The sequence below is a fragment of the Pseudomonas sp. EpS/L25 genome (assembly GCF_001512295.1).
In the GTDB taxonomy this organism is placed as follows: domain Bacteria; phylum Pseudomonadota; class Gammaproteobacteria; order Pseudomonadales; family Pseudomonadaceae; genus Chryseomonas.
This window is the reverse complement of record NZ_LNUP01000011.1, coordinates 36,882-62,221: the sequence shown is the minus strand read 5'-3', so window position 1 is coordinate 62,221 and position 25,340 is coordinate 36,882. Positions and strand designations below refer to the sequence as shown.

General features: G+C 64.9%; 28 protein-coding genes and 1 tRNA gene. 13 read left to right on the top strand and 16 right to left on the bottom strand.

Annotation, left to right across the window (positions count from 1 at the left end; translation table 11 throughout):
• Positions 1–14 precede the first annotated feature (14 nt).
• The 6 genes from dgoD (at position 15) to AR540_RS09335 (ending at position 7,251) form a co-directional block, all read left to right on the top strand.
• Positions 15–1,163, top strand: coding sequence for a galactonate dehydratase (dgoD, locus tag AR540_RS09360; RefSeq protein ID WP_007159921.1), 1,149 nt, complete (start codon positions 15–17; stop codon positions 1,161–1,163).
• A 179-nt stretch (positions 1,164–1,342) separates the two neighbouring features.
• Positions 1,343–2,668, top strand: a complete 1,326-nt coding sequence (locus AR540_RS09355) for an MFS transporter (RefSeq protein WP_059228263.1) — start codon at positions 1,343–1,345, stop codon at positions 2,666–2,668.
• Between the two features lie 108 nt (positions 2,669–2,776).
• On the top strand, positions 2,777–3,829 hold the full coding sequence (locus tag AR540_RS09350) for an SMP-30/gluconolactonase/LRE family protein (RefSeq protein WP_059228261.1): 1,053 nt from the start codon (positions 2,777–2,779) through the stop codon (positions 3,827–3,829).
• Positions 3,830–3,938: 109 nt separating this feature from the next.
• Positions 3,939–5,339 (top strand): sugar porter family MFS transporter, encoded by a 1,401-nt coding sequence (locus AR540_RS09345; protein ID WP_059228260.1) that lies wholly within the window; start codon positions 3,939–3,941, stop codon positions 5,337–5,339.
• A gap of 157 nt (positions 5,340–5,496) precedes the next feature.
• Positions 5,497–6,264: a PAAR domain-containing protein gene (locus AR540_RS24770; RefSeq protein WP_082706963.1), complete on the top strand. Its 768-nt coding sequence runs from the start codon at positions 5,497–5,499 to the stop codon at positions 6,262–6,264.
• 528 nt (positions 6,265–6,792) lie between these two features.
• Positions 6,793–7,251, top strand: a complete 459-nt coding sequence (locus AR540_RS09335) for a hypothetical protein (RefSeq protein ID WP_059228257.1) — start codon at positions 6,793–6,795, stop codon at positions 7,249–7,251.
• 21 nt (positions 7,252–7,272) lie between these two features.
• On the opposite strand, the gene AR540_RS09330 is transcribed toward AR540_RS09335, so the two are convergent.
• From AR540_RS09330 to AR540_RS09260, 16 genes are all read right to left on the bottom strand, one after another.
• Positions 7,273–8,187 (bottom strand): hypothetical protein, encoded by a 915-nt coding sequence (locus tag AR540_RS09330; RefSeq protein WP_059228254.1) that lies wholly within the window; start codon positions 8,185–8,187, stop codon positions 7,273–7,275.
• On the bottom strand, positions 8,184–8,477 hold the full coding sequence (locus AR540_RS09325; RefSeq protein WP_059228251.1) for a hypothetical protein: 294 nt from the start codon (positions 8,475–8,477) through the stop codon (positions 8,184–8,186). Before AR540_RS09325 ends, AR540_RS09330 begins: the two co-directional genes overlap by 4 nt.
• The gene (locus tag AR540_RS09320; protein WP_082706962.1) at positions 8,477–10,201 is read right to left on the bottom strand and encodes a DUF3631 domain-containing protein; all 1,725 of its coding nucleotides are present in this window, start codon (positions 10,199–10,201) and stop codon (positions 8,477–8,479) included. The genes AR540_RS09325 and AR540_RS09320 overlap by 1 nt, the downstream gene beginning before the upstream one ends.
• Positions 10,194–11,180 (bottom strand): toprim domain-containing protein, encoded by a 987-nt coding sequence (locus tag AR540_RS09315; protein WP_059228249.1) that lies wholly within the window; start codon positions 11,178–11,180, stop codon positions 10,194–10,196. The genes AR540_RS09320 and AR540_RS09315 overlap by 8 nt, the downstream gene beginning before the upstream one ends.
• Entirely contained in the window at positions 11,170–11,448 is a 279-nt protein-coding gene (locus tag AR540_RS09310; RefSeq protein WP_059228247.1) for a hypothetical protein, read from the bottom strand. Before AR540_RS09310 ends, AR540_RS09315 begins: the two co-directional genes overlap by 11 nt.
• 2 nt (positions 11,449–11,450) lie before the next feature.
• Positions 11,451–11,777, bottom strand: a complete 327-nt coding sequence (locus AR540_RS09305) for a hypothetical protein (RefSeq protein WP_059228246.1) — start codon at positions 11,775–11,777, stop codon at positions 11,451–11,453.
• On the bottom strand, positions 11,774–12,082 hold the full coding sequence (locus AR540_RS09300; RefSeq protein ID WP_059228244.1) for a DUF3077 domain-containing protein: 309 nt from the start codon (positions 12,080–12,082) through the stop codon (positions 11,774–11,776). Before AR540_RS09300 ends, AR540_RS09305 begins: the two co-directional genes overlap by 4 nt.
• The gene (locus AR540_RS25715) at positions 12,069–12,245 is read right to left on the bottom strand and encodes a hypothetical protein (RefSeq protein WP_177339213.1); all 177 of its coding nucleotides are present in this window, start codon (positions 12,243–12,245) and stop codon (positions 12,069–12,071) included. The genes AR540_RS09300 and AR540_RS25715 overlap by 14 nt, the downstream gene beginning before the upstream one ends.
• A gap of 332 nt (positions 12,246–12,577) precedes the next feature.
• Entirely contained in the window at positions 12,578–12,877 is a 300-nt protein-coding gene (locus AR540_RS09295; RefSeq protein ID WP_059228243.1) for a helix-turn-helix domain-containing protein, read from the bottom strand.
• Positions 12,877–13,113 (bottom strand): helix-turn-helix transcriptional regulator, encoded by a 237-nt coding sequence (locus AR540_RS09290; protein ID WP_059228241.1) that lies wholly within the window; start codon positions 13,111–13,113, stop codon positions 12,877–12,879. Before AR540_RS09290 ends, AR540_RS09295 begins: the two co-directional genes overlap by 1 nt.
• A gap of 84 nt (positions 13,114–13,197) precedes the next feature.
• A complete protein-coding gene (locus AR540_RS09285) occupies positions 13,198–14,007 on the bottom strand; it encodes a hypothetical protein (RefSeq protein ID WP_059228239.1) in 810 nt (269 codons plus the stop codon).
• The gene (locus AR540_RS09280) at positions 14,004–15,323 is read right to left on the bottom strand and encodes a tyrosine-type recombinase/integrase (RefSeq protein WP_059228236.1); all 1,320 of its coding nucleotides are present in this window, start codon (positions 15,321–15,323) and stop codon (positions 14,004–14,006) included. Before AR540_RS09280 ends, AR540_RS09285 begins: the two co-directional genes overlap by 4 nt.
• A 173-nt stretch (positions 15,324–15,496) precedes the next feature.
• A tRNA-Phe gene (locus AR540_RS09275) sits at positions 15,497–15,572 on the bottom strand.
• A gap of 244 nt (positions 15,573–15,816) precedes the next feature.
• Positions 15,817–16,089 carry an oxidative damage protection protein gene (locus AR540_RS09270; protein ID WP_059228234.1) on the bottom strand — a complete coding sequence of 91 codons (273 nt, stop codon included), beginning with the start codon at positions 16,087–16,089 and terminating at the stop codon, positions 15,817–15,819.
• Positions 16,086–17,150 (bottom strand): A/G-specific adenine glycosylase, encoded by a 1,065-nt coding sequence (mutY, locus tag AR540_RS09265; protein WP_059228232.1) that lies wholly within the window; start codon positions 17,148–17,150, stop codon positions 16,086–16,088. Before mutY ends, AR540_RS09270 begins: the two co-directional genes overlap by 4 nt.
• Positions 17,147–19,372 carry an AsmA family protein gene (locus tag AR540_RS09260; protein ID WP_059228230.1) on the bottom strand — a complete coding sequence of 742 codons (2,226 nt, stop codon included), beginning with the start codon at positions 19,370–19,372 and terminating at the stop codon, positions 17,147–17,149. The genes mutY and AR540_RS09260 overlap by 4 nt, the downstream gene beginning before the upstream one ends.
• Positions 19,373–19,668: 296 nt before the next feature.
• Between AR540_RS09260 and AR540_RS09255 the strand changes: the two genes are divergently transcribed.
• The 7 genes from AR540_RS09255 (at position 19,669) to AR540_RS09225 (ending at position 25,301) form a co-directional block, all read left to right on the top strand.
• The gene (locus tag AR540_RS09255; RefSeq protein WP_059228228.1) at positions 19,669–21,333 is read left to right on the top strand and encodes an OFA family MFS transporter; all 1,665 of its coding nucleotides are present in this window, start codon (positions 19,669–19,671) and stop codon (positions 21,331–21,333) included.
• 126 nt (positions 21,334–21,459) lie between these two features.
• Positions 21,460–22,053 carry an imidazoleglycerol-phosphate dehydratase HisB gene (hisB, locus tag AR540_RS09250; protein ID WP_058768514.1) on the top strand — a complete coding sequence of 198 codons (594 nt, stop codon included), beginning with the start codon at positions 21,460–21,462 and terminating at the stop codon, positions 22,051–22,053.
• Positions 22,053–22,691 (top strand): imidazole glycerol phosphate synthase subunit HisH, encoded by a 639-nt coding sequence (gene hisH, locus AR540_RS09245; RefSeq protein ID WP_059228225.1) that lies wholly within the window; start codon positions 22,053–22,055, stop codon positions 22,689–22,691. The genes hisB and hisH overlap by 1 nt, the downstream gene beginning before the upstream one ends.
• Complete coding sequence (locus AR540_RS09240; protein WP_059228223.1) at positions 22,691–22,948, top strand: DUF2164 domain-containing protein; 258 nt, start codon at positions 22,691–22,693, stop codon at positions 22,946–22,948. Before hisH ends, AR540_RS09240 begins: the two co-directional genes overlap by 1 nt.
• 32 nt (positions 22,949–22,980) lie before the next feature.
• The gene (gene hisA / locus AR540_RS09235) at positions 22,981–23,718 is read left to right on the top strand and encodes a 1-(5-phosphoribosyl)-5-[(5-phosphoribosylamino)methylideneamino]imidazole-4-carboxamide isomerase (protein WP_059228221.1); all 738 of its coding nucleotides are present in this window, start codon (positions 22,981–22,983) and stop codon (positions 23,716–23,718) included.
• Positions 23,719–23,728: 10 nt separating this feature from the next.
• Positions 23,729–24,511, top strand: a complete 783-nt coding sequence (hisF, locus tag AR540_RS09230; protein WP_059228218.1) for an imidazole glycerol phosphate synthase subunit HisF — start codon at positions 23,729–23,731, stop codon at positions 24,509–24,511.
• A 31-nt stretch (positions 24,512–24,542) separates the two neighbouring features.
• Positions 24,543–25,301, top strand: coding sequence for a substrate-binding periplasmic protein (locus tag AR540_RS09225; protein ID WP_442963777.1), 759 nt, complete (start codon positions 24,543–24,545; stop codon positions 25,299–25,301).
• Positions 25,302–25,340 lie beyond the last annotated feature (39 nt).

Below are 25,340 nucleotides of genomic sequence, written 5' to 3'. Positions count from 1 at the left end.
GAGATTCCCACACCATGAAGATCACCAAACTCACCACCTATGTCGTCCCGCCGCGCTGGTGCTTTCTCAAGATCGAGACCGACGAGGGCATCCACGGCTGGGGCGAACCCGTGCTGGAAGGTCGCGCCCACAGCGTGGCGGCGGCGGTCGAGGAACTGGCCGACTACCTGATCGGCAAGGACCCGCGCAACATCGAGGACCACTGGACGGTGCTCTACCGCGGCGGCTTCTATCGCGGTGGCGGCATCCACATGAGCGCCCTGGCCGGCATCGACCAGGCCTTGTGGGATATCAAGGGCAAGGCCCTGGGCGTACCGGTGCACGAGCTGCTCGGTGGCCAGGTGCGCGACAGCATCCGTGTCTACTCCTGGATCGGTGGCGACCGTCCGGCCGAGACCGCGGCCCAGGCCCTGGAACGCCAGGCCAAGGGCTTCACCGCGATCAAGATGAATGCCAGCGAAGAGATGCAGTTCGTCGACACCTACGACAAGGTCGACCAGGTGATCGCCAACGTCGCCGCCATCCGCGACGCCTGCGGGCCGCACTTCGGCATCGGCGTGGACTTCCATGGCCGGGTGCACAAGCCCATGGCCAAGGTGCTGGTCAAGGAGCTGGAGCAGTTCCGCCTGATGTTCATCGAGGAGCCGGTGCTCAGCGAGCACCACGAGGCGCTCAAGGAAATCGCCCTGATGAGCAACACGCCCATCGCCCTGGGCGAGCGACTGTACTCGCGCTGGGACTTCAAGCGCATTCTCCAGGAAGGCTACGTCGACATCCTGCAACCCGATCCGTCCCATGCCGGCGGCATCACCGAGACGCGCAAGATCGCCAACATGGCCGAGGCCTACGACGTCGCCATCGCCCTGCATTGCCCACTCGGCCCCATCGCCCTGGCGGTCAACCTGCAGCTGGACGCCAACTGCTACAACGCCTTCATCCAGGAGCAGAGCCTGGGCATCCACTACAACCAGGGCAACGACCTGCTGGACTACATCAAGAATCCCGAGGTGTTCGACTACGGCGACGGCCACGTGAAGATCCCCCAGGGACCGGGGCTGGGCGTCGAGGTCAACGAGGAATTCGTCAAGGAGCGCGCCGCCATCGGTCATCGCTGGCGCAACCCGGTGTGGCGGCACAAGGACGGCAGTTTCGCCGAATGGTGAGAGACACCCTCACCCCAACCCTCTCCCAGGGAGGGGGCAAGAGCAGGAGCGCGGAGCTTAGCTCTCGTTCGGACCATCCCCTCTCCCGCTGGGAGAGGGCTAGGGAGAGGGCCGCCGCGGCGCCCTGACCCCCAGATACCCACAACGCTCGCCACAACGCCAACTACAGGACCCGAGCCATGCCCACTCCCACCCACGCCGCCCCGGCGGCGGCCACGGCCGCGCCGACGCTGGCCAAGCCCAGTCGGGCGCGCTTCTTCATCATGACGCTGCTGTTCGTCACCGTGGTGATCAACTACCTCGACCGCAGCAACCTCTCCATCGCCGCGCCGCACCTGGCGCAGGACCTGGGCATCGAGCCGGTGCACATGGGGCTGATCCTCTCCGCCTTCGGCTGGACCTACGCCGCCATGCAGATCCCCGGCGGCTGGCTGGTGGACAAGGTCGCCCCGCGCATCCTCTATCCGGTGGCCATTGCGCTCTGGTCGCTGGCCACCATCGGCCTCGGCTTCGTCGGCAGCTTCATCGGCCTGATCATCCTGCGCCTGGCGGTAGGTGCCCTGGAAGCACCGGCCTACCCGATCAACAACCGGGTGGTCACCACCTGGTTTCCCGAGCGCGAGCGGGCTACCGCCATCGGCTTCTACACCTCCGGCCAGTTCGTTGGCCTGGCCTTTCTCACCCCGGTGCTGATCTACCTGCAGCAGACCTTTGGCTGGCACATGGTCTTCGTCGTCACCGGTGGCGTCGGCATCCTCTGGGCGGCCATCTGGTACCTGGTCTATCGCGAACCCAAGGACTTCCGCGGCGCCAATGCCGCCGAAGTCGCGCTGATCCAGGAGGGCGGTGGCCTGGTCGACCTGGAGCAGAAGAACCGCAATCGCGCCGCCTTCCAGTGGCGTGACCTCTGGAGCGTGCTCAACAAGCGCAAGCTCTGGGGTATCTACATCGGCCAGTTCTGCCTCAATTCCACCCTCTGGTTCTTCCTCACCTGGTTCCCCACCTACCTAGTGAAATACCGTGGCATGGACTTCATCAAGGCCGGCTTCCTCGCCTCGCTGCCGTTCCTGGCTGCCTTCCTCGGCGTGATCTGCTCGGGGCTGCTGTCGGACTGGCTGATCCGCCGCGGCGCCTCCGTGGGCCTGGCGCGCAAGCTGCCGATCATCGGTGGCCTGCTGATCTCCACCAGCATCGTCGGCGCCAACTTCGTCGACTCCCCCGCCCTGATCATCGCCTGCCTGGCGCTGGCCTTCTTCGGCAACGGCCTGGCCTCCATCACCTGGTCGATGGTCTCGGCCATGGCGCCGGAGCGGCTGATCGGCCTCACCGGCGGGATGTTCAACTTCATCGGCAACCTCTCGGCCATCTGCGTGCCCATCGTCATCGGCTTCCTGGTCAAGGACGGCAGCTTCGCCCCGGCCATCGCCTTCATCGGCGTGACCGCGCTGATCGGCGCCCTCTGCTACGGCCTGGTGGTGGGCAAGGTGGAACGTCTGCCCGAGTAGGGGCGACTAAAGAGGCGCTCGCAGGAGGCGCCTCCAGGCCTGTCAGGGCCAGGGAGGCGCTCTGACAAGGCCTAATCGCGCTCATAACGACAACAAAGGAGTCTCTCCATGCCGCTCGCCCGTCGCACCTTCATTGGCGTCTCCCTCGCTGCCTCGGCCGGCCTGGTCGCCAGCCGCGCCCTGGCCGAAGACCAGTTCGGTCTCACCCGCAACTGGGAAGGCAAGCCGCCCATCGTCATGCCCGATCCCGCCTGGGAGATCCACGACCAGGCCTTTAAGGGTCGCCTGGGCAATGCCTTCGTCGAGCGGCTCTGGTCCGGCGGTCTCTGGACCGAGGGGCCGGTGTGGATGGCCGACTGGCGCTGCCTGCTGTTCAGCGACATCCCCAATGCCCGGGTCATGCGCTGGAGCGCCGACGATGGCCACGTCAGCGTCTACGACGACCAGTCCCACAACGCCAATGGCCACACCCGCGACCGCGAGGGCCGGCTGATCAGCTGCGAACACGACACCCGCCGCGTCACCCGCCGCGAATTGAATGGCAGCGTCACCGTGCTGCTCGACCGCTTCGACGGCAAGCCGCTGAACGCGCCCAACGACGTGGTGGTCGGTGCCGATGGCGCCATCTGGTTCACCGATCCGGGCTACGGCATCCTCGGCGCCTACGAAGGCCACAAGGCCGAATTCGAGCTACCCACCAACGTCTATCGCATCGATCCCCAGGGCAAGGCCACGGTGGCGGCGGGCGACTTCGGCCGGCCCAACGGCCTGGCCTTCGCCCCCGACGGCAAGCGCCTCTACATCAGCGACACCGCCGGAGGCGGCAATCCCGGCAAGCCCAATCACGTACGGGCGTTCACCCTGAGGGACGACGGCACCCTCGACGGTGGCGAGGTGCTGATCGACGCCAAGGACCAGGGCGTGATCGATGGCTTCCGCGTCGACAGCGACGGCAACCTCTGGTGCAGCTGGGCCGGCGCCGCTGCGCAGAACAGCGTGCGGATCTTCAATCCGAGTGGCCAGCCGCTGGCTACCCTGCACCTGCCGGAAACCGTCTCCAACGTCGAATTCGGTGGTCCCAAGGGCAATCGCCTGTTCATCACTGGCGGTGGCTCGCTCTATGCCACCTATGTGAACGCCCAGGCCGCACGGCTCTGGTAAGGGCTTCTTACCGGCCGAACCAAGGTTCGTTAGACAGGTCTGTAACAAACGGATACGGAACGACCCGCGACAACAAGATCGCCCATAAGGCGAGCGAGGAGCATCTGCCATGAGCAACACCACTACCAATGCCGACGGTCACGTCACCGAGAAGGCCCAGCCTAAAGCCATCTTCGCCTGCCTGATGGCGGCCCTGGCCGGTCTCATGTTCGGCCTCGACATCGGCGTCATCTCCGGTGCCACCAAGTTCATCCAACAGGAATTCCAGATCTCCGACCAGGTGATCGAATGGATCGTCTCCAGCATGATGGCCGGTGCCGCCCTGGGCGCCCTCGGCGCGGGTTCGCTGTCGGCCAAGCTGGGTCGCAAGAAGTCGCTGATGCTGGGCGCCATCCTGTTCGTCATCGGTTCGGTGCTGTGCGGCCTGGCCACCTCGCCGACCATGCTGATCTTCGCTCGCTTCCTGCTCGGCCTGGCCATCGGCATCGCCTCCTTCACCGCGCCGCTGTACCTGGCCGAGGTCGCCCCGGAAAACATCCGCGGTTCCATGATCTCGCTGTACCAGCTGATGATCACCGCCGGCATCCTGATCGCCTTCCTCTCCAATACCGCCTTCAGCTACTACGAGGCCTGGCGCTGGATGCTCGGCATCATCGCCGTCCCCGGCGTGCTGTTCCTGATCGGCGTCTTCGCCCTGCCGGACAGTCCGCGCTGGCTGATCATGGCCGGTCGCAAGCAGGAGGCCATCAAGGTCCTGCACAAGCTGCGCGGTGACGAAAAGGTCATCCAGCAGGAGGTCGCGGAGATCGAAGAGCAGCTCAAGGTGCCGCAGAAGGGCTGGTCGCTGTTCAAGGAGAACCCCAACTTCCGCCGCTCGGTTGGCCTGGGTGTGCTGCTGCAGGTGGTGCAGCAGTTCACCGGCATGAACGTGGTGATGTACTACGCACCGCGCATCTTCGAGGGCATGGGCTACGATACCGCCGCTCAGATGTGGTTCACCGCCGCGGTCGGCCTGACCAACGTGCTGGCTACCTTCATCGCCATCTTCCTGGTCGACAAGTGGGGCCGCAAACCCATCCTCTATACTGGTTTCGTGGTCATGGCCGTGGGCCTGGGCGTGGTCGGCACCATGCTCGGCATGGGCAACCTGAGCCACGGCCAGCAGACCTTCACCGTGGTCATGCTGCTGATCTTCATCGTCGGCTTCGCCATGTCGGCCGGCCCGCTGATCTGGACCCTGTGCTCTGAAGTCCAACCGCTCAAGGGTCGCGACTTCGGCATCGGCTGCTCCACCTTCACCAACTGGATCGCCAACATGATCGTCGGCGCCACCTTCCTGACCATGCTGGGTACCCTGGGCCAGGGCACCACCTTCTGGATCTACGCCGGTCTGAACGTGGTGTTCATCTTCCTGGTGTTCCTGCTGGTGCCGGAGACCAAGGGCGTCACCCTGGAGCGCATCGAGCGCAACCTGATGCAGGGCAAGCGCCTGCGCGACCTGGGCCAGTAAGGGTCAGGGCGTTCTCGTCCGTGTTGGCCATGCCCGGGTGCGCTCCACCGCGATTGCGCTTTTGTGATGGTGGGCGTAAACCCGCGCTAAAGCCTTGTTCTAGAGCCTTTCCTGCGGCATTTTTCAGCACCTGCAGTTACCGATAGGGAGATCGGTCATGTCTGGAAAACCCGCGGCGCGCCTGGGTGACGCCGTCACCTGCCCCAAGTGCGGGGCCACGGTCCTGGTCCAGGGCTCGGCCAACGTCTTCTTCGACGGCCTGCCCGCCGCCACCCTGGGCCACGCCTGTGGCTGTGGTGCGAAGCTGGGCGCGGCCGTCATCCCCAACGTCCTGATCAACGGCCAGCCTGCTGCCGTGCTCGGCAGCGTCACCAGCCATGGCGGGGTAGTGATCGGTGGTTCGGGGACCGTCATCATCGGTACCCAGGGCGGCGGGACGAGTGGCGGTAGCCTGGCTCCGGGTGCCTGCGCAGCGAACGGGGAATCCACGCGCCTGGCACCGGGACGGGCCGCACCTCTGGGGCTACGGGGGAGGGAGCGGCCGGGGCCGGGCGCTTTTTCCGATCACCCGCTGAGCGCCCCGTTAGACCAAGAAAAACCCGCCCGCGAGTCTGAACGCCCCGTGGAGCAGCGCATCACCCTGCGCATCGGCGTCTTCTTCGATGGCACCGGCAACAACCTCTTCAACGCCGCCACGGGTGCAACCTGCCGAGCGGAAGCTCAGGGTTTTCGGCAGGACCAGGCCGAGAGCATCGCACTGCACTGCGAAAAATTCATGCTGAAGGACGACAGCAGTTACGCCAATGCGGAGACGAATATCGCGCGGTTGTATCGGCTCTACCGGGACGATACCCAGCGCGCCATCGAGCAGGACGAAAACGCCGGCTTTCAGCCCCCGTCAGGTAGCGAGAAAAGGCGTCACTGAACTGGTCCCGCGAATAGCCCTTCTTGGTGACCGCTCCCATCCGCACGGTGCCGGACTTGATGCCGAAGTCATTTCGCTATTCACGAGCGTTTTTCCGGCACTTCCGGTTCCGGTTCCGCTTTGGTCGCCAGGCCGCGCCAGCTCTAGTGTTTCCCCTTCTAAACAACCGGAAGCGGGTCGCCGCCGACGGGCTGATAGAGCCAAGCCGGGCGCTATGGTCGACCAGCGAGTGCCGGGTTGGTCTTTTCGATGCCCTGGTTGGTGTATTTTTGGCGCGAAACCCAGCAATGGCGCGGGCTCCAGTGCGACGACAATATAACAACCAACCCCCCGAAAATTCTCACACATGGCTTTCAAGCGGGGCCCGAATTACCCCCAACCGGGCCGGGGGTAGGAAGGACCCAAGACGGGGAGGTATGGCGCAATGCTGTCTAGATCAGGGATCTCAAGGCCGACCGTCCTGCTAGACCGGCCCAATATCGGACTGGGCGTGCGTTGTGATTGATGATCGAGCAGGATGGAGACAGTATGGCCAGTAGCAACATCGAGCGATTCGACCAACTCGTCGGCGAGGTTTTTGCCTCTCTGTACGACTCGTTTCCGGTTAGCAAAAAGCTTCATGCTGCAGACTTCGCAAGAGCAATAGCGGGCTCAAGTGACACCGATGATGAGGAGCTGGACAGAGTATTCGAGATTGATGATTTCTTCGAAGCATCGATAAGCTGGCTCCGTCAGAGCGGCTATATCTACTTCGATGGTCAGCAATCGTGTCCCACGGCCTTCTATGGATGTGTGTTGACTGCCAAAACGCTTGCTGTATTGAAAAAGGAGCCAAGTAGCTTGGCAGCGGGTACCAGCCTGGGTTCCGCGCTCAAAAAGGCCACTACGGATGGAGTCTCTTCCACGATAAAGACACTGACGTCTGAAGCGCTCGAAAGAGGAGCCCGCCTGGCATATGCAAGTGCTGTGACCTGGGCGGGCTTGTAGAGCATGGATTAGGCAGCGAGCTCAATCGCCAGCAGACACGCCCAGCAGGTTGAGCAGTACCGCGTCTACGTCGGGCAAGCGGTAGTCGCCGTGCTGCTGGACCAGGTAGAGCAGCACGGCCTTGGCCTCGTCCCGATTGCGTGGCCGGATCTCGCCCAGCAGGTCGCGCACGAACCATTCCCTGGCGATGCTCTCGAACGGTCCGTCGCCCCAATCGATGACGGCGTGTCGCAGCCAGTACAGGCGGGACCAGAAGTTCAGCTCGTGCAGGCAGTCGGTCAGGGTGTAGGGCATCAGCTCCGGCCTGGACCGGAATCGGTCGGACACCTCGGCCTTGTCGTACTTCACCAGGTCGCCGGTGATGCCGTGCAGGGCCTCCTCACAGAACTGCTCAGCGTCGGTCAGGGCCTCGACCTGATCGCCGAACCTGGCGCGGGCCTCGAGCTGCTTCGCCCGGCGATCCTTGGCGGTGCGGGCCAGGCCGTCCAGATTGGCGAAGTTGAACGACGACAAGGCTGCGAACAGGTTGCCGGGGTGGGTACGTTGCAGCCAGGCGGTATAGCGCTGCTCTACCTCGGCCAGTGAGGTAGCGATGCAGGTCGCCGCTTCTAGCGCTCGATCAATCAGCGCCGGTTCGCCCGTGTTGATGACCTCCCGCAGCCACAGCAGGGCGTCGACCTCGGTGTCACCTGTCACCCGCTGCTGCCTAGGCATCTCCGGCACCATGGGCAGCGTCTCCCGGCTCTCCTGCATGGGCGGCAGGGTGAAGAGCGCCCGGTGCCGTTCGTTGTCGCGGAAGGCGCCAGAGCGAGACACCAGCGTTTTGACCGTGCCCAAGGGCAGGCCGGTCAGCTCCGCCACCTGGCGCAGCGAGTGCCGCCGGCGCAGTTCGAGCACCTGGGCACGCTGTTCATCTGAAACCCGCTGTTTCGTCATGGCTGCACCTCCGCGCCCGGCCAGCGAGCGCCAGCATCGGCCAGCGCCTCGGCATGGGTGATCGGCTCGCCAATCATGGTGAAAGGTCGGTAGCCAGGTACCAGCACCGTCCAGGCGCAGCGGCGCTCCACCCCATCGTTCGCCGCCAGCTCGGCCAGCAGCGCCAGGCGATGGGTCTTCACGTACTTGCGAACGTCGTCGGTGATCATGGCTTTGGGGCCGATGACGACCCTCATGCCCACTCGGCGAACGCTCAGACCTTGATCGCGGAGGTAATCGACTGCTGCCATCACAGCCCCTCCTCATCGTCGGTGATGGGGCGCTGGCCCGGACCGCCTTCCCACTGTCCATGGTCTCTATCCGCGACAACGCTACAACCCGCGCCATTGCTGGGCTCTAGAGCTTTTTTATCCGCTACACTCTGAGTCTTTGTCGCGGATAGATTCCCGCTGGAAGCCGCGCCATTGCTGGTTTGTAGCGTTGTCGCGGATGTAGTGGTCGCCCTTGGGGAGTGCTGGCGCTGGTTCATGCCCGCTTTCGGCTGTAGGGGGGCTCTATCCGTTACACCGTTACAACCCGCGCCACTACTGGGTTTCAGGCTCTTTTTATCCGTCACACTATGAGTCGATGTGACGGATTGATAATCGCTGGAAGCCGCGCTGTTACTGGGTTGTGCCGGTGTGACGCTTTCAGCCCCCGTCAGGTAGCGAGAAAAGGCGTCACTGAACTGGTCCCGCGAATAGCCCTTCTTGGTGACCGCTCCCATCCGCACGGTGCCGGACTTGATGCCGAAGTCATTGAGCTTTGCGGAGAGCTGCCGAGGCGACATGGGCTTGCCACGATTCCACGTTGCCCAGGGTGCCTCGTCATCCAGCAGAAGCGCCTCAAGGAGTTCGGTACTGAACACCTTGGTCGCCCGCTTGTTGTCGAAAACCGCCTTGATATCCGCGAGCAGCTCGGCGCCGACGCTGGGCGCTTCGCCTTCCAGGCCGTGCAGCACAATGGCGGCTTGGCGGGCCTGACGTGGCCACTCGCCGCCGGCGGCCTCGGCAATTGCCAGCAGCGGCTCCCAGCAGTCATTCGCCCGATCGTTAAGGCCTAGGATAGGTGCCGGCTTTGCTTGGCCGATCTGCTCGGCGTGGTCGGCAGCAAAACGTGCCAGTTTGGAACGCAGAGTCTCCCAGAGCGCGGGGTCGGAGTGCCTGAGCAGCGCCACGGACTCACCTGCTACCCGGCGGCGCAGGCGTAGCGGCACGCTCCGGTCGGCCAGGGTGTCCGCGATCTTGCCGATGCCGCATAGGGCCTTGGCGCCCCAGACGTTGAAGGGTGTCGGCATGTGGTCGTCGCCCACGCAACGGATAACGACCGCGCTGTCTCGGGTGAAGCCAGAATTGAGAATGCCCCGAGTATCTTCGTGCGCCGCCAGGAAGGCATCCACCTCATCGATGAGCAGGGTAGGCGCCCACAGCTCTATGGCCCGGAACAACGCCGCTGGTGCGATGTTGCTCACCTGTAGGGGGCGATAGGCTAGCTTGCCGAGGGCGGTGAGCAGGATCGATTTCCCGCATCGCTTCTCCGGTGCCGTGATGTTGGCGATGGGCGCCACCTGGACCACGTCGACCAGCCAGGTAAAGGCCGACCAGAGTGCAGCGGCCCGGATCGTCTCTTTGTCGGCAATGACGTGCAGGGTGAGCGCGGACACGATGTCATCCAGTAGGGCGGAGCCGTCGACCGGGTAGGCCCAGGCCTCCACCTCTCCGAAGATGCTCGCGTTCGCCGCTTCACGGTTGTCAATGGCGGGAGCGGTCAGGCGGTCGAACTCGGTCATGCTCAGCACGCCGGAGTCCTTGACCTGTTTCCTGATCCTGGCGAAGCGGTCTGGCGCACCTTCCCGCCACTTGCGCAGCTCGGCGAGGATGGCGGGCTCGTAGATGGCGCCAGCGTCCTGCTTGAGGCGTTGCACAGCGGTATCGATGGGATCGCTTGCTTTCATGGGGATAACGTTCTCACTCATGGCGGGCGCTCCATACGGCTAGGTCGTTGAAGTCGCTAAGGTGATCAGGTGCGCCCTCGGGCCAGTCTGGGAAGACGACCTTGGCGCCATTAGCCAGGGCAGCCGCGTTTGCTGCTGTGCGGCCTGGGTTGCCGTCGGTTTGGCGGTCGTCGTCGCCGGCGATCACCAGCTCGAAGGTCTGGCCGTAACGCTCGCGCAAGGCGGTGGCCACCGGGAGCAGGTTGCCGGCGTTCATGGCGCAGGCCACTGGCTGGCCGGTGTGCTGGTGCAGGGTGGCGCCGGTCGCATAGCCCTCGCAGATGTAGAGCTGGCTGGCGTTCTCCCGCCGGCCAATGGCGGCATAGGCGCCTTTCACCCGCCCACCGGACAGGAAGCGTTTACCCCCGTCTGGGGTGATCATCTGCAGGTTGATCAGGGCGCCATTCAAGAACAGGGGCACCAGCAGCTCAGAGCCCCGCTGATGCAGTGCCATGGGCGCCAGGCGCTTGAGGCGGAGATAGCCGTGCTCTGGATCTGCTCGCCGGGCATCGCGCCACAGGCATTGCGCTTTCTCGGCGGCTGCCTGCTGGCGCTCCTGCATCTGGCGGACGTGCTCCAGGGTGCGGGCCTCGCTCTCGCGGGTGGCGTTCTGGAGCTGGCGCTGCAAGTCAGCGTCGGTTGCCCCAGGCCGGCCCTCCAGCTCTGGCAGATCCAGACCCAGGCGACGGGCGATCCAGATCGCCGCATCGGTCTGGCTGCTGCCCAGCACGAAGGCCGCGAGGCTGACCAGATCGCCGCCCCGGTCCCCGCTGGAAAAATCGTTCCACCTGCCATCCTTGAGCGAGACGGAGAAGCTGCCAAGGTTGCGGTCAGCCCGGGTCGGGTTGCGGCTCCACCACTCCCCACCCTGGCGCCGTCCCTCTGGGAGCAGTTCGGGCACCAAGGACGGGGCGAAGCGCACGGAGAAACTTGCGACTAGGCGGATGGCTTCAACGGACATGAGCCACCCCCTGGGCGAAGGCCCGGCAGATGGCGCCGTTGTTCTGGGCGTGCCAGCGAGCCACGTCGTCGAGCGGGGCTGTGCGGGCTTCCACCTGAGCGCCAGCACTACGCATGACCGTGACCCCGTGCAGGGCGTCAGCCTCACTCAGGAACGGGCCCAGCAGCGGGCGGGACGCCTTTGGGTGGGTGACATAGAACAGGGTGCCCACTTTTTCCAAGCAAGCCGATCCCGTCAGCGCTACGGGGCGCTGTTTGAAGTTCGTCATGATTAGGCCCTCGGCGGCTTGGGCTTGGCGGACTGGCTCAGAGCATCGAGACGATGCTGTATGAGGCCCTGGGTGTCGTTCATGGTGGCGAGCAGGCGCCCGAGGCTATCCAGCATCCAGCCGACGCTCTCGACCGCCTCCTCGCTCAGGCCGGAGTCTTTGTTGCTGGCGGCGCAGGCCATGAGGTTGCCCAGGCCGGAGATGCCCAGCGCCAGAGTGGCAGTCTCGCCGTCGGCCATCCGGTGGGCCCGCTCCAGTTGCTCAGACGCGAGCTGCTGGATAGAGGCGTCGCTGACCATCAGGTCGTACCAGGAGGGTGCGTTGCTCATTGCTGCGCCTCCTCAAGGCCTTGTCCGACCGAATCAATCAGCGCGTGGACAGTCTCCAGCGTGTGCAGCACCAAACAGGCGGAGTTTCCTTGCAGGCCTTGGTCGTTGTTGCCGGCCATGCCGGCGTCATGCAGGAGGTCGAACGTGGCCTGGAGCATTGCCGAGGCCGTCTCCAAGGCGTCCACAGCATCGATGTCACCGTTGACGCTCAGTAGGCGCTGGTGCTTGTCGACGTGCCCGGTGGACATGAAAGCAGAGCCCTGGCGGGTGGTCAGCTTGGTGGGGATGGCATTAGCGCGCGCCATGGGACACCTCCAGGGCTTCCAGGTCGCGGGCGATCGCCATGTGAGCGTTGTAGCGGCGGAGGCGGGTACCCAGCGAGGAATCAGCGTGCAGGGCGGACAGAGCCATCTGGCGGTGCGCGGCGGCACGGACGCGTATGGCAGACGGATTGCGGGTAGGGATCATGGGGTGAAGCTCCTTTTGCTGGTAGGAGCTGCCGCCATCGTCGCCAAACGAAGGGAGGCAGCCGTGCGCAGGTTGGCGAACCGGGGCAAAAGGAACCCGGCAGACCTTTCGGTCTCCCACGCACGACCGCCATAACACGGACTTACGGGCACAAAAAAAGCGCCTGCAATCGGTATGGGCGCCTGTGCGCCTTTTGCTACTCGGGTCGCCAAACCCGGTCGCTGAATTGGCAGCGACGGGGAAACGATAGCCGACCCCCTTCGGTGAAACAAGGGGTTTCAGTACACAGGCAGAGCCGTTTATCGGCAGTCGAGCGGAGAGCTTGAGGGCCATCATGCTGCCACCTCGACGGGGTTAGCGTGCAGGGTGTAGAGCGCCACGCCCTTGTGCCAGACACCCTGCTCGTCGGCCAGGCTGACGCGGGTGGTCGAGATGTTGTAGCCCAGGTCGCGCAGTTCCTTGATCCGCGCGGCGGGCATCAGCACGCACAGCTCGCGACGGAGGGTCAGGGTATCTACGGGGCCTTGCTGCAAGCGCTTGAGGGAGCGACGACGCTGGGCGCCATTGCTGGTATCGTGCAGGTGCGAATTGTTGGGGCTGCTCTCTTGGGGGTGGCCTTTTTTTTCGTCCATTAGGCAGCCACTCCCTGCGCTGCATCGCGTTCGGCGACCTTGCGCTGCAACCAGGCCTCAACCTCGGCCACGACGTAATAGGCGGCTGCCTGGCGGCTTTCGCTGTCTTTGATGGGCTTGGGAAAGGAGGGGTCGCGCTTCTTGAGCTTGTCCAGACCGCCCGAGGTGATCCCGAGTTGCTGGCAGAGCTTTACCTTGCGGATAAGGCCTTGGGTGATGATGGGTTCGTGGTGCATGTGTATGGCTCCGAGTGAGTACGGAGCCAGTCTCGCTACTGGCTGGATAGCCAGTCATCCCAATTGGGATAGCGTTTTTCCTAATTAGGATTGCAGGTCTGAATTGGCATCGTGCCTAGCCGCCTGCAGCGACTTGCGGACCTCGGAGAACAGGTTGGTTGCCGTCTTCTTGCCCAGCCCCCGGACGCTGCCGAACCTCTCCTGTATCTCGGTCGCCAGGCTGTCCTGATTCCAGCGTCTGGCCTCCGAGCTGGTAACGATCTCCACCAGTGCCGCCAGCACAAGGTTCTTAGATGGCGGTTCTTTCGCCGGCGGCTCGATCTGCTCTTTGGCTGGCCGCGGCGTGTCTACCAATGGCGGGAGGTTGTAGAGCTGGACGGCGCTAATGCACCAGGTACTTGCCCGGGGTATGTACTGACGTTGGGGAAGCGTCCCTTCGTCGTTGGCCATCGCCGCTATATCGAAGATATCGAAGGGCTCGACCACAAGGCGCTCAGGGTCGTCGACATGCTCATACGCGGGGCCTATGAACTCATCGTCGGCGTTGTCCTTGAGGGCGTAGAAGTTTCCCTCGTCATCCCGCATCGAGAAGGCGTGCATTCCGTTGACGAAGACGATATCGCAAGGCATTTGCAGGCCTGAGCAAAACCCTGCGGTTTCCTCTGGCTCCATGAAATAGCGGCCATCAGCGACGTAGTTTTCGTGGATATCAGGCTGGAATTGCGGCCGAAGCCTGTAGAGCGTCGCATGGACCGGGAGGACGGCAGGCAGCCAGTCCGCGCAGTACAGCGTAAATATGTCATCAGTGGTCAGGTCTTCACCTATGAGCCTTGATAGGAGTTCTGCTGCCTGCTTGAGCTTCAGCCCGGGTTTGAATTTGGTGAGCTTGCTCACTGGGCAACCCTCCGTAACCCGACCACGTTATCCCCGGCCGGCCTGGCGTACTCGAACGGCGTCACAGGCGCTACCCGGTTGGCGTCCATGAAATTGCCCCACCAGTTCAGCATCAGCCGTCGCTCTTCCAGGTGCTCGGCCCGGTGGATGTAGGCCGCTCGCACGCTATTGCGCTCCTTGTGGCTCATCTGGCGCTCTACGGCGTCCTCAGACCATAGGCCAGACTCAACCAGGGCAGAGCAGGCCATCGTGCGGAAGCCGTGCCCGCACACGTCGTTCTGGGTGTCGTAGCCCATGCGGCGGAGGGCGGCGTTAACCGTGTTCTCGCTCATCGGCTTACTGGCGTAGGCGTCACTGGGAAAGACCAGCTCGCCTTGGCCGGTCATGGCGTGGATCTGCTCCAACGTGGCGATGGCTTGGGGCGAGAGCGGCACCAGGTGGTCATCCCTCATCTTGCTTCCACGGGTGGAGTGCTTGACGCCCTCCAGGGCCTCCCGCTCGCCTGGGATGATCCACAGCGCCCGCTTGAGGTCGAACTCCGCCCAGCGGGCAAAGCGCAGCTCACTCGACCGGACGAACACCTGCAGGGTGAGCAGCAACGCCAGGCGGGTCAGCGGCCGGCCCGGGTACTGCTCAATACGCTGCGCCAGCTCGCCAAGGCGATCTAGGGGCAGGGCGGGGCGATGCTTCGTCTTGCGCGTGGAGATGGCACCGCCGAGGTCCTGGGCCGGGTTGTAATCGAGCTTGCCGGTTTGGGTGGCGTGGCGCATCACAGAGCACAACCGTTGCTTGAGGCGAGCAGCCATGTCCAGGGCGTCGCGGGCCTCGATGGCGTGCAGGGGCGCCAGCAGGTCGCGGGTCTTCAGCTGCTCAATCGGACGTTTGCCCAGCATGGGGAACAGATCCGCCTGCATCTCGCGCAGAACACGCTCCGCATGGCCGGCAGACCACTTGCCGCGTTTCACCTGAGAGGCGTGCCACTCTCGGGCGATTACCTCGAAGGTGGTCGCGTTCTGCGATTTGGCCTCCTCAAGCTTGGCGTGCTCAGCAGGGTCGACGCCCTGGGCGATGAGGTTACGAGCGTCCTGGCGGGCCTGCCGGGCCTTTGCCAGTGTGATGCCCTTACGACCGTACTCGCCCACGGTGAGCGTGTTCTCCTGGCCGTTGGGTCGGTTGTACTTGATCCGCCAGACCTTGCTGCCGGAAGGGCGCACCAGAAGGTAAAGACCTTGGCCATCGGCCAGCTTGTAAGGCTTGTCCTTGGCCTTGGCGGCCTCGCACTTGGAATCGCTCAGAGGCGTGATGGGGCGTGCCATAGCGTCACTTTTAGGGGTACGGGTTAAATCGAATCGGGTCGTACCCCCATTCATACCCCTAAAACCCAGGTTTGTATATCGCTATACGGAACCATACGGGCACAAAAAAACCGGCTCAAGGGCCGGTTTCTCTGGGTTCCGAGGTCATACAGGACCATTCGGATTTATGTTCTTGGTGCCCAGGGACGGAATCGAACCGCCGACACGGGGATTTTCAATCCCCTGCTCTACCAACTGAGCTACCTGGGCAACGGGGCGCATTAAAAGCGTTTCTCGGTCTTGTGTCAACAGCGAGCCCAAAAAAATTTAGATTTTTCGGGCGCTTAGACGCTGTTCACGATCTCGCGAGCGAGAGAAAAACAAGGCGAAAGCGGTTGAGGAAGCGGATCGGACCCGCGCTCGGGTTTACGAGTGGTCAATGAGCATTCCGAAGCCGTTTTCAACGCGGTTTGGCCGACGCGCAGCAGATCGTGACCAGCTTCTTAGCTGTCGGTCAGGGGCTTGGCGGCACGTAGCCCTCGGCCTGGGCGTAGTCTTCGCCGGAGAGAAACTTGTCCATCTCCGCCTGGAGAAACTTGCGATCATCGGCGTTCATCATGTTCAGCCGACGTTCGTTGATCAGCATGGTCTGGTGCTTCTGCCATTCTTCCCAGGCCTGCCTGGAGACGTGCTGGTAGATGTCTTCGCCCTTGGCGCCGGGGTAGGGCGGACGGTCGAGGCCGGGCAGCTCCTGCTTGTGCTTGCGGCACATCACGGTGCGGGTCATGCGGATTCTCCTTTGAGCGCCTGCTCGGCGCGCTTGAGCAGTTTCTGCACCGGGGCGGCGAGGCCCAGGCGCGGCGGGGAGGCGAGGTTATACCAAAGCCAGTCACCCTCGGCCACGGCGTGGCGGCGATGGTCCACCTGCACCAGCCAGGGTTCGATGGCCAGCTGGAAGTGGCTGAAGGTATGCACCAGACCGGGCAGCGCCTGGCGTTCGTCGACGCTCAGGCCCTGGCGTTGGGCGAGGGCCAGGAGCTCGGCTTCGTCGGCCACTTCCGGTGGCCCCCAGAGGCCGCCCCAGAGACCGGTGGAAGGTCGGCGCTGCAGCAGCACGGCGTTGTCGTCGTTGACGAACAGCGGCATCAGCGTATGCCGCTGCGGCAGGGTCTTGCGTGGCTTGGACGCGGGGAAGTCGGTCTCCTGGCCCAGCAGATGGGCGCGGCAACCCGGCTTGACCGGGCACAGCAGGCAACTGGGCTTGCTGCGGGTGCAGAGGGTGGCACCCAGGTCCATCATCGCCTGGGTGTAGTGGCCGACCCGCTCGCGAGGCATCAACCGCTCGGCCACGTCCCATAGCCGCCGGGCCACGGCGGGTTCGCCCGGGTAGCCGGGCGTGGCGGTATAGCGGGCCAGGACGCGCTTGACGTTGCCGTCGAGGATGGGCGCGCGGATGCCCATGCTCAGGCTGGCGATGGCGCCGGCGGTGGAGCGACCGATGCCGGGCAGCTCGGCCAGGGCCTCGACGCTGCGCGGGAATTCGCCGCCATGGCGCTCGACCACGGTCTTGGCGGCCTTGTGCAGGTTGCGCGCGCGGCTGTAGTAGCCCAGTCCGGTCCAGAGGTGCAGCACCTCGTCCTCGGAGGCGGCAGCCAGGGCCTCGACGGTGGGCAGTGCCTGCATGAAGCGATCGAAGTAGCCCAGCACGGTGGCGACCTGGGTCTGCTGGAGCATGATCTCCGAGACCCAGACGCGATAGGGGGTCACGGCTTGCTGCCAGGGCAGGTCCTTGCGCCCGTGCAGGTCGTACCAGGCCAGTACGGCGGTACCAAAGGCGTCGTCAGTCATCGGCGTTGCAGCAGCCCTCGGATGGCGTTCTGGATGTCGGGGCTGATTTTATCACCGAGCTTCTCTTCGATTTTTTCGTTCAGACGATTGCCGGCGGCGCGGGCGATGATCTGGCCCATGGCCTCGCGGTCCAGGCGGCAGGCCTTGGCGCCCAGCTCCATGGGGCCGCGGCAGTGCAGGGGCCATTCGATGTCGGCATAGCGCGCGCCGACCTGGCAGCCAGGATCGGCGGCGGCGTTGGTGTCGCCCTGTACGGTGATGCCCAGGCGATAGTCGAGACCCAGGGTGCGCAGGTCGACGTCGCCCGTGCCCTTCACCGCCAGGCCCGGCACGCTGACGCTCAGGTCCTGGTTGCGCGCCACGCCATTGACGATGGTGAGGCTGCCACTCAGCTGGCGGAAGGGGGTGTTCTGGCCGCCGTGGGGCAGCTCCAGCGGCTTGCGGTTGAGCAGGGCGATGCCCTGGCACAGCTGGCTTTCGACGTTGGCGTCGATCAATTGCCCGTTGCGCAGGGCGAAGTGGGCGGTGCCACCCAGGTTATCGATCAGGGCACGTTGGCTGGCGCCACTGCTGCGCAGGTCGGCGTCCAGGTCGAGCAGGCCTTCCACCGGCGGCTTCTGCCCCTGGGCCTGGAGGATGCGCTCCACCGGCACGCCCTTGATGCGCTCCTGGGCGGTGAGTTGCGGCTGCGCGCCGCGCACGTCGAGGGCGCCATTGGCCTGGAAGTGGCCACCGAAGAGTTCACCTTCCAGGGCGCTGAGCTGCAGCTGGCCAGCGGCGGCCTTGGCCTTGAGGCTGGCGTTCTCGAAGGGCAGGCGGTTGAGGGTCAGGCGCTGCAGGCTCAGGTCGACGTCGGCATCCAGGCTGCGCAGGCGCTCCACCGGCAGCAGCGTCTCCTGGCTCCAGGCATGCTGGGTGGGGGCTTCCGGCAGTGGGAAGTTGCCCTGGGTGGCGGTGGCATCGACCTGGGCGACTTCCTCTTCCCGTGCCTGGTTGGCCTGGCGCGCGGCGGCGGCCTTGGCCGGCAGGTAGCGGTCCAGATCCAGGCTGTCGCCACTGAGCTGGACGCGCAGGGCGCGGCGGGCGATGTCGTCCAGGGCGACGCGACCCTTGAGGGTGCTGTCGTCCAGGTTGAAGTTGAAGTCGTTCAGCGCCAGGGCGTTGCGACTGGCCTGCACCTGGGCGTTCATCTCGAAGCGTTGCAGGGTCTTGTCATCGGCCATGGCCGGCAGCTCGACGCCGATGCCGGTGAGGAAGGCGCGCAGGTCAAGACGGGCGATGGAGAGGCCGCCGGTCAATTGGGGAGCTGTCTCGAGCCCGCTCAGCTTGAGGTCGCCCAGGGCCTTGAGCTCGTTGGCGGTGAGCTTGAGGCTGGTCCATTCGGCGGTCTGGGCGCGGCGGTCGACGGCCAACTGGCCGCTGGCGGAATAGTTGACCAGCTTGCCGTTGAAGGGCTCGCCCGTGGCGTCGCCGGTCAACTGGAGATTGTCCAGGGCGTACTGCTGGCTGGCCGGATCGAAGCGGAATTCGCCGCTGAGCTGGACGGTGGCGTTCACCGGCGGCTGGGTGGTGCTGGCGGTGCCGGCCAGCTTGAGCGGGATGGGCGTGCCGGCGTAGATGGCGCCGGTTTCCAGGTCGATGCCTTCGAAGGCATAGCGGGCGCCGCTCTGGGCATCGCTGTAATCGATGCGCGAGTTGCGCACAGTGAGGCTCTCGACATTGAGCTTGAGCGGTTGTCGCGCGGTCGTCGGGGCGGCGGGCGCCTGGCCGTCGGCCGGGGCGTTGGCTGGCGTCTCGTGCTGGCCGGGCTGGGGAGCGGGGCGGCCGATCTCGGCCCAGTTGCTACGGCCCTGGTCATCGCGGCTGGCGGTGAGGTCCAGGCCATCGATCTTGATGTCGCTCATCTCCAGGTCGCGGCGCAGCAGCAGCGGCAACAGGCGTACCGAGAGGATCAGGCGCTGTACCTGGGCCAGCTGGCGGTCCGGGGTGGCGGCGCTGGCCAGGGTGGCGTCGTGCAGTTCGACGCCCAGCCAGGGGAACAGGCTCCAGCCGATGTCGCCCTTGAGCTGCAGGTCGACGTTGGCCTTGTCGCGCGCCAGCTGGCGGATCTCGTCCTTGTAGTCGTTTGGATCGACCAGGTGGGTGAGGGCGAAGCCTACGGCGACCAGCAGGAGCAGCAGGCCGACGAGAACGATACCCAGCACTTTGGCGAAAGCTTTCATGGCGAGGAAATTCCTGTTCCGACGGGCGATGGCGCGACTGGCCAGTATAAGGGCTTGGGCTGGCCTGGATGTCATCGAGGTGTCGGGCCTGTGACAGCCGTGGTGATCACCCGTTTCGTCGGACAACTGATGCCGCCCGTACCTTGCCAAATGAGAAAGGCTGGCAGGTGGCCAGGGGTGCGCTTTAATGTCGCGCACCTACGGTCGGTTGACGCCTTTTCTTTGACTCTTTCCCGAGGAGACGTGCAAGGAATGTCTGCCGGCTTGCAGCTATACACTCGAAAAGGGCTATACCCATGAGCAGTACTCTCACCGCTGGTGCCGGCGCTTCGCCGCAACCGGCCTTCCTGTCCAAGGAGCGCATCGTCGCCAAGCCCGGCTTCAACCGCTGGCTGGTACCGCCGGCGGCGTTGGCCATCCACCTGTGCATCGGCATGGCCTACGGCTTCTCGGTGTTCTGGCTGCCGCTGTCCAAGGCCATCGGCATCACCGCCGCCGTGGCCTGCCCGGTGGAAATGGGCTTCTTCGAGCAGATCTTCAGCGCTACCTGCGACTGGAAGATCTCCCAGCTCGGCTGGATCTACACCCTGTTCTTCATCTTCCTCGGCTGCTCGGCCGCTCTGTTCGGTGGCTGGCTGGAGCACGCCGGTCCGCGCAAGGCCGGTGTCGTCTCGGCACTGTGCTGGTGCGGTGGTCTGCTGATCTCCGCGCTGGGCATCTATACCCACCAGATCTGGATGCTGTGGCTGGGCTCCGGCGTCATCGGCGGTATCGGTCTGGGCCTGGGCTACATCTCGCCGGTGTCGACCCTGATCAAGTGGTTCCCGGACAAGCGCGGCATGGCCACCGGCATGGCGATCATGGGCTTCGGTGGTGGCGCCATGGTGGGTGCCCCCCTGGCCGACCTGCTGATGCGCCACTTCGCCTCCGCCACCGAAGTCGGTGTCTGGCAGGCCTTCCTGGTCATGGCGGTGATCTACTTCGTCTTCATGATGAGTGGCGCCCTGGGCTACCGCGTACCCCCGACCGGCTGGAAACCCGCCGGCTGGACGCCTTCGACCAAGAAGGCGCAGAACGCCATGATCACCAACCGCCACGTCCACGTGAGCAAGATCTGGGGTATCCCGCAGTTCTGGCTGGTCTGGGCCGTGCTCTGCCTGAACGTGACCGCTGGTATCGGCATCCTCGGCATGGCCTCGCCGCTGCTGCAGGAAGTCTTCGGTGGTCGTCTGCTGGGCAACGGCCTGACCTACGGTGAACTCAGCGCCGACCAGCTCAAGCAGATCGCCGCCATCGCCGCCGGCTTCACCGGCCTGCTGAGCCTGTTCAACATCGGCGGTCGCTTCTTCTGGGCATCCTTCTCCGATTACATCGGCCGCAAGATGACCTACTTCGTCTTCTTCACCCTGGGTTTCGTGCTCTACGCCATCGTGCCCTGGACCGGTCACCTGGGCAGCGTGGCGCTGTTCGTCTTCGCCTTCTGCCTGATCCTGTCCATGTACGGCGGCGGTTTCGCCACCGTGCCGGCCTACCTCGCCGACCTGTTCGGTACCCAGATGGTCGGCGCCATCCACGGTCGTCTGCTCACCGCCTGGGCCGCGGCGGGCGTCTTCGGTCCGGTGCTGGTCAACTACCTGCGCGAGTACCAGCTGAGCATGGGTATCCCCCGCGCCCAGGTGTACGACATCACCCTGTACATCCTGGCCGGCCTGCTGGTGCTGGGCTTCATCTGCAACCTGCTGGTGCGCCCGGTGGCCGACAAGCACTTCATGACCGAGGCCGAACTCGCCGTCGAGCGCGCCAAGAGCCATGACAGCAGCGCCGGCAGTGCCCAGGTACTGGAGTGGAGCGCCGATCCCAAGACCAAGCCGCTGGCCATCGCCGCCTGGCTGGCCGTGGGCATCCCGCTGGCCTGGGGTATCTGGATCACCCTGCAGAAAACTGCTGCCCTCTTCAGCTAAGCGGCAGCGGGCGCCCGACGAGGGCGCCCCTTGCGGCGGGACGCCTCGTCCCGCCGCGCTTTCGATCCCGCCCCCGCGCGCCTATAATATCGGCCCTTTCGCCCACCGATTTTCGCGGAGCAGGCTATGGCCGAACGCAAGGCAACCGTCGAGCGCAACACCCTGGAAACCCAGGTCAAGGTATCCCTGGACCTGGACGGCACGGGCGCAGCGCGCTTCGACACCGGGGTTCCCTTCCTCGAGCACATGCTCGACCAGATCGCCCGCCACGGGCTGATCGACCTCGATATCCACTGCCGCGGCGACCTGCACATCGACGACCACCACACGGTGGAGGACATCGGCATCACCCTCGGCCAGGCCTTCGCCAAGGCCGTCGGCGACAAGAAGGGCATCCAGCGCTACGGCCATGCCTATGTGCCCCTGGACGAAGCCCTGTCGCGGGTGGTCATCGACTTTTCCGGCCGGCCCGGGCTGCACTGGAACGTGCCCTTCACCCGCGCCACCGTGGGCCGCATGGACGTCGACCTGTTCCTCGAATTCTTCCAGGGCTTCACCAATCACGCCCAGGTGACCCTGCACGTCGACAACCTGCGCGGCGTCAACAGCCACCACCAGATCGAGACGGTGTTCAAGGCCTTCGGCCGCGCCCTGCGCATGGCCCTCAGCGAAGATCCGCGCATGGCCGGTGTCATGCCCTCCACCAAGGGGTGCCTGTGATGCAGACGGTAGCCGTCATCGACTATGGCATGGGCAACCTGCACTCCGTGGCCAAGGCCCTGGAGCACGCCGGTAGCCACCAGGTGCTGGTGACCGGCGATCCCTCGGTGATCCGCGAGGCGGACCGCATCGTCCTGCCCGGCGTCGGCGCCATCCGCGACTGCATGGCCGAGATCCGCCGCCAGGGCATCGATGAACTGGTCCGCGAAGTCAGCCAGGACCGGCCCTTCCTCGGCGTCTGCGTCGGCATGCAGGCGCTGATGCAACGCAGCGAAGAGAACGGCGGCGTGGACTGCATCGGCCTGTTCCCCGGCGCCGTGCGCCGCTTCCCGGGCGGCATGCAAGAAGAGGGCGAGACCCTCAAGGTGCCGCACATGGGTTGGAACGAGGTCAGCCATGTGCTCGACCATCCGCTCTGGCACAGCATTCCTGATCGCGCCCGCTTCTATTTCGTGCACAGCTTCTATGTCGAGGCCGGTAATCCACGCCAGGTGGTCGGCCGCGGTCGCTACGGCCTGGACTTCGCCGCGGCGCTGGCCGATGGCTCGCGCTTCGCCACCCAGTTCCACCCCGAGAAGAGCGCCGACTGCGGTCTGCAACTCTATGCCAACTTCCTCGCCTGGGACGGCCGCTGGTAATGGCGCGCAAGCCGCCCGCGCCGCTGGTTACGCTAGAACCCGAGCAGAGCCAGCGCCTGGTCACGGCCTTGCAGACCCTGCTGGACGATCGCTTCGAGGTCCGCCTGGGGCGCTTCGAAGTCGAGGAACTGCTGGATTTCTTCGCCCGCGAGTGCGGGCCGCTGTACTACAACAAGGCGGTTGCCGACGTGCAGGCCCTGCTCAGGGAGCGCGTCGACAGCCTGGAAAGCGACATCTGGGCGCTGGAAAAGCCCTAGATCGCCCTCACCCCGAGAGCCAAGGTATTGCCATGCTGATCATCCCCGCCATCGACCTCAAGGACGGCGCCTGCGTCCGCCTGCGCCAGGGGCGCATGGAAGACTCCACCGTGTTCTCCGACGATCCCGTGGCCATGGCCGCCCAGTGGGTCGATGGCGGTTGCCGCCGGCTGCACCTGGTGGACCTCAACGGCGCCTTCGAAGGCCAGCCGGTCAACGGCGAGGTGGTCACCGCCATCGCCAAGCGCTATCCCGGCCTGCCGATCCAGATCGGGGGTGGCATCCGTTCGCTGGAGACCATCGAGCACTATGTCCGCGCCGGTGTCGGCTACGTGATCATCGGCACCAAGGCGGTCAAGCAGCCGGAGTTCGTCGCCGAAGCCTGCCGCGCCTTCCCGGGCAAGGTCATCGTCGGCCTGGACGCCAAGGACGGCTTCGTCGCCACCGATGGCTGGGCCGAGGTCAGCGAGCTGCAGGTCACCGACCTGGCGCGGCGCTTCGAGGCCGATGGCGTCAGCGCCATCGTCTACACCGACATCGCCCGCGACGGCATGATGCAGGGCTGCAACGTCCCGGCCACCCGTGCCCTGGCCGAAGCCACCAGCATCCCGGTGATCGCCTCCGGCGGCATCCACAACCTGGGTGACATCCAGAACCTGCTCGACGCCCGCAGCCCGGGCATCATCGGCGCCATCACCGGCCGGGCGATCTACGAGGGTACCCTCGATGTCGCCGAGGCCCAGGCGCTGTGCGACAACTTCAAGGTCTGAGGACGCAGTCATGGCGCTGGCGAAACGCATCATCCCCTGCCTCGACGTGGACAATGGCCGCGTGGTCAAGGGCGTCAAGTTCGAGAACATCCGCGATGCCGGCGATCCGGTGGAAATCGCTCGCCGCTACAACGAGCAGGGCGCCGACGAGATCACCTTTCTCGACATCACCGCCAGCCACCAGGGCCGCGATACCACCCTGCACACCGTGGAACGCATGGCCAGCCAGGTGTTCATCCCGCTGACCGTGGGCGGTGGCGTGCGCACCGTGCAGGACATCCGCAACTTGCTCAACGCCGGCGCCGACAAGGTCTCGATCAACACCGCGGCGGTCTTCACCCCGGAATTCGTCGGTGAAGCCGCGGCGCGCTTCGGTTCCCAGTGCATCGTGGTGGCCATCGACGCCAAGCGCGTCAGCGGCCCCGGCGAAACCCCGCGCTGGGAAATCTTCACCCATGGCGGACGCAAGCCCACCGGCCTCGACGCCGTGGCCTGGGCGCAGAAGATGGAAGGCCTGGGCGCCGGCGAGATCCTGCTCACCAGCATGGACCAGGATGGCATGAAGAACGGCTTCGACCTGGGCGTGACCCGCGCCGTGAGCGAGGCCGTGGGTATCCCGGTGATCGCCTCCGGCGGCGTCGGCAACCTGCAGCACCTGGCCGATGGCATCCTCGAAGGCAAGGCCTCCGCGGTGCTCGCCGCGAGTATCTTCCATTTCGGCGAATGCACCATTCCCGAGGCTAAACGGTACCTGGCCGAAAAAGGGATTGTGATACGCTCCGCAAAATCTTGATTACCGGCGGTGCCGGCGGGGAGTTGGGGGCGTGCGCAAGGGATTCTGGGCCGGCTTGGCAGGGCTACTGCTGTTGACGATGACGGCCAGGGCGGAGCTTCCCGCCGGCTACCAGCTGACGTTGCTGACCGAGAACTTCCCGCCCTACAACTTCGCGGTGGATGGCAAGAACTTCGCCCGCGAGGAAAATCTCAAGGGTATCGCCGTCGACATGGTCCGCGAGATGTGCCAGCGCGCCGGCATCTCCTATAGCCTGACCCTGAGATTCCCCTGGGAGCGCATCTACGGCACGGCGCTCAACCAGGCCGACCATGGCGTTTTCGTCACCGCCCGCCTGCCCGAGCGCGAGGCCCTGTTCAAGTGGGTCGGTCCCATCGGACCGGACGACTGGGTGCTGCTCGGCCGTCCCGACAGCCATCTGCAGGTGCGCAGCCTGGACGATGCCCGCAAGCAGCAACTCAAGATCGGCGCCTACAAGGGCGATGCCATCGCCGACAGCCTCGTGCAGCAAGGCTTCACGCCGGAGCTGGCGCTGCGCGACCAGGAAAACGTCCAGCGTCTGCTCAAGGGGCAGATCGACGTCTGGGCCACGGGTGATCCCGCGGGTCGCTACCTGGCCCGCCAGGAAGACGTCAGCGGACTCAAGACCCTGCTGCGCTTCAACAGTGGCGAGCTGTTCCTCGCCCTGAACAAGCAGACCCCCGACGAAGTGGTGCAGAAACTGCAGAAGGCGCTCGACGAAATGCGCCAGACGGGCGAAGTCCAGAACATCTTCAATCGTTATCTGTAAGGTCGCCCGGTCGGGCCGGCCTGGGATCGAGCGGTCGCT

Excerpts from the sequence above, each read along its gene's own strand:
- AR540_RS09300 (WP_059228244.1), bottom strand. The coding sequence starts at position 12,082 with ATGGCGCGCGCTAATGCCATCCCCACCAAGCTGACCACCCGCCAGGGC.
- AR540_RS09310 (WP_059228247.1), bottom strand. The coding sequence starts at position 11,448 with ATGACGAACTTCAAACAGCGCCCCGTAGCGCTGACGGGATCGGCTTGC.
- AR540_RS09280 (WP_059228236.1), bottom strand. The coding sequence starts at position 15,323 with ATGGCACGCCCCATCACGCCTCTGAGCGATTCCAAGTGCGAGGCCGCC.
- AR540_RS09270 (WP_059228234.1), bottom strand. The coding sequence starts at position 16,089 with ATGACCCGCACCGTGATGTGCCGCAAGCACAAGCAGGAGCTGCCCGGC.
- AR540_RS25715 (WP_177339213.1), bottom strand. The coding sequence starts at position 12,245 with ATGATCCCTACCCGCAATCCGTCTGCCATACGCGTCCGTGCCGCCGCG.
- AR540_RS09240 (WP_059228223.1), top strand. The coding sequence starts at position 22,691 with ATGGCGCGCAAGCCGCCCGCGCCGCTGGTTACGCTAGAACCCGAGCAG.
- AR540_RS09295 (WP_059228243.1), bottom strand. The coding sequence starts at position 12,877 with ATGGACGAAAAAAAAGGCCACCCCCAAGAGAGCAGCCCCAACAATTCG.
- AR540_RS09305 (WP_059228246.1), bottom strand. The coding sequence starts at position 11,777 with ATGAGCAACGCACCCTCCTGGTACGACCTGATGGTCAGCGACGCCTCT.
- hisB (WP_058768514.1), top strand. The coding sequence starts at position 21,460 with ATGGCCGAACGCAAGGCAACCGTCGAGCGCAACACCCTGGAAACCCAG.
- AR540_RS09325 (WP_059228251.1), bottom strand. The coding sequence starts at position 8,477 with ATGGCAGCAGTCGATTACCTCCGCGATCAAGGTCTGAGCGTTCGCCGA.
- AR540_RS09335 (WP_059228257.1), top strand. The coding sequence starts at position 6,793 with ATGGCCAGTAGCAACATCGAGCGATTCGACCAACTCGTCGGCGAGGTT.
- AR540_RS24770 (WP_082706963.1), top strand. The coding sequence starts at position 5,497 with ATGTCTGGAAAACCCGCGGCGCGCCTGGGTGACGCCGTCACCTGCCCC.
- AR540_RS09330 (WP_059228254.1), bottom strand. The coding sequence starts at position 8,187 with ATGACGAAACAGCGGGTTTCAGATGAACAGCGTGCCCAGGTGCTCGAA.
- AR540_RS09260 (WP_059228230.1), bottom strand. The coding sequence starts at position 19,372 with ATGAAAGCTTTCGCCAAAGTGCTGGGTATCGTTCTCGTCGGCCTGCTG.
- AR540_RS09290 (WP_059228241.1), bottom strand. The coding sequence starts at position 13,113 with ATGCACCACGAACCCATCATCACCCAAGGCCTTATCCGCAAGGTAAAG.
- AR540_RS09255 (WP_059228228.1), top strand. The coding sequence starts at position 19,669 with ATGAGCAGTACTCTCACCGCTGGTGCCGGCGCTTCGCCGCAACCGGCC.
- AR540_RS09355 (WP_059228263.1), top strand. The coding sequence starts at position 1,343 with ATGCCCACTCCCACCCACGCCGCCCCGGCGGCGGCCACGGCCGCGCCG.
- hisF (WP_059228218.1), top strand. The coding sequence starts at position 23,729 with ATGGCGCTGGCGAAACGCATCATCCCCTGCCTCGACGTGGACAATGGC.
- hisA (WP_059228221.1), top strand. The coding sequence starts at position 22,981 with ATGCTGATCATCCCCGCCATCGACCTCAAGGACGGCGCCTGCGTCCGC.
- AR540_RS09345 (WP_059228260.1), top strand. The coding sequence starts at position 3,939 with ATGAGCAACACCACTACCAATGCCGACGGTCACGTCACCGAGAAGGCC.
- AR540_RS09315 (WP_059228249.1), bottom strand. The coding sequence starts at position 11,180 with ATGTCCGTTGAAGCCATCCGCCTAGTCGCAAGTTTCTCCGTGCGCTTC.
- mutY (WP_059228232.1), bottom strand. The coding sequence starts at position 17,150 with ATGACTGACGACGCCTTTGGTACCGCCGTACTGGCCTGGTACGACCTG.
- dgoD (WP_007159921.1), top strand. The coding sequence starts at position 15 with ATGAAGATCACCAAACTCACCACCTATGTCGTCCCGCCGCGCTGGTGC.
- hisH (WP_059228225.1), top strand. The coding sequence starts at position 22,053 with ATGCAGACGGTAGCCGTCATCGACTATGGCATGGGCAACCTGCACTCC.
- AR540_RS09320 (WP_082706962.1), bottom strand. The coding sequence starts at position 10,201 with ATGAGTGAGAACGTTATCCCCATGAAAGCAAGCGATCCCATCGATACC.
- AR540_RS09350 (WP_059228261.1), top strand. The coding sequence starts at position 2,777 with ATGCCGCTCGCCCGTCGCACCTTCATTGGCGTCTCCCTCGCTGCCTCG.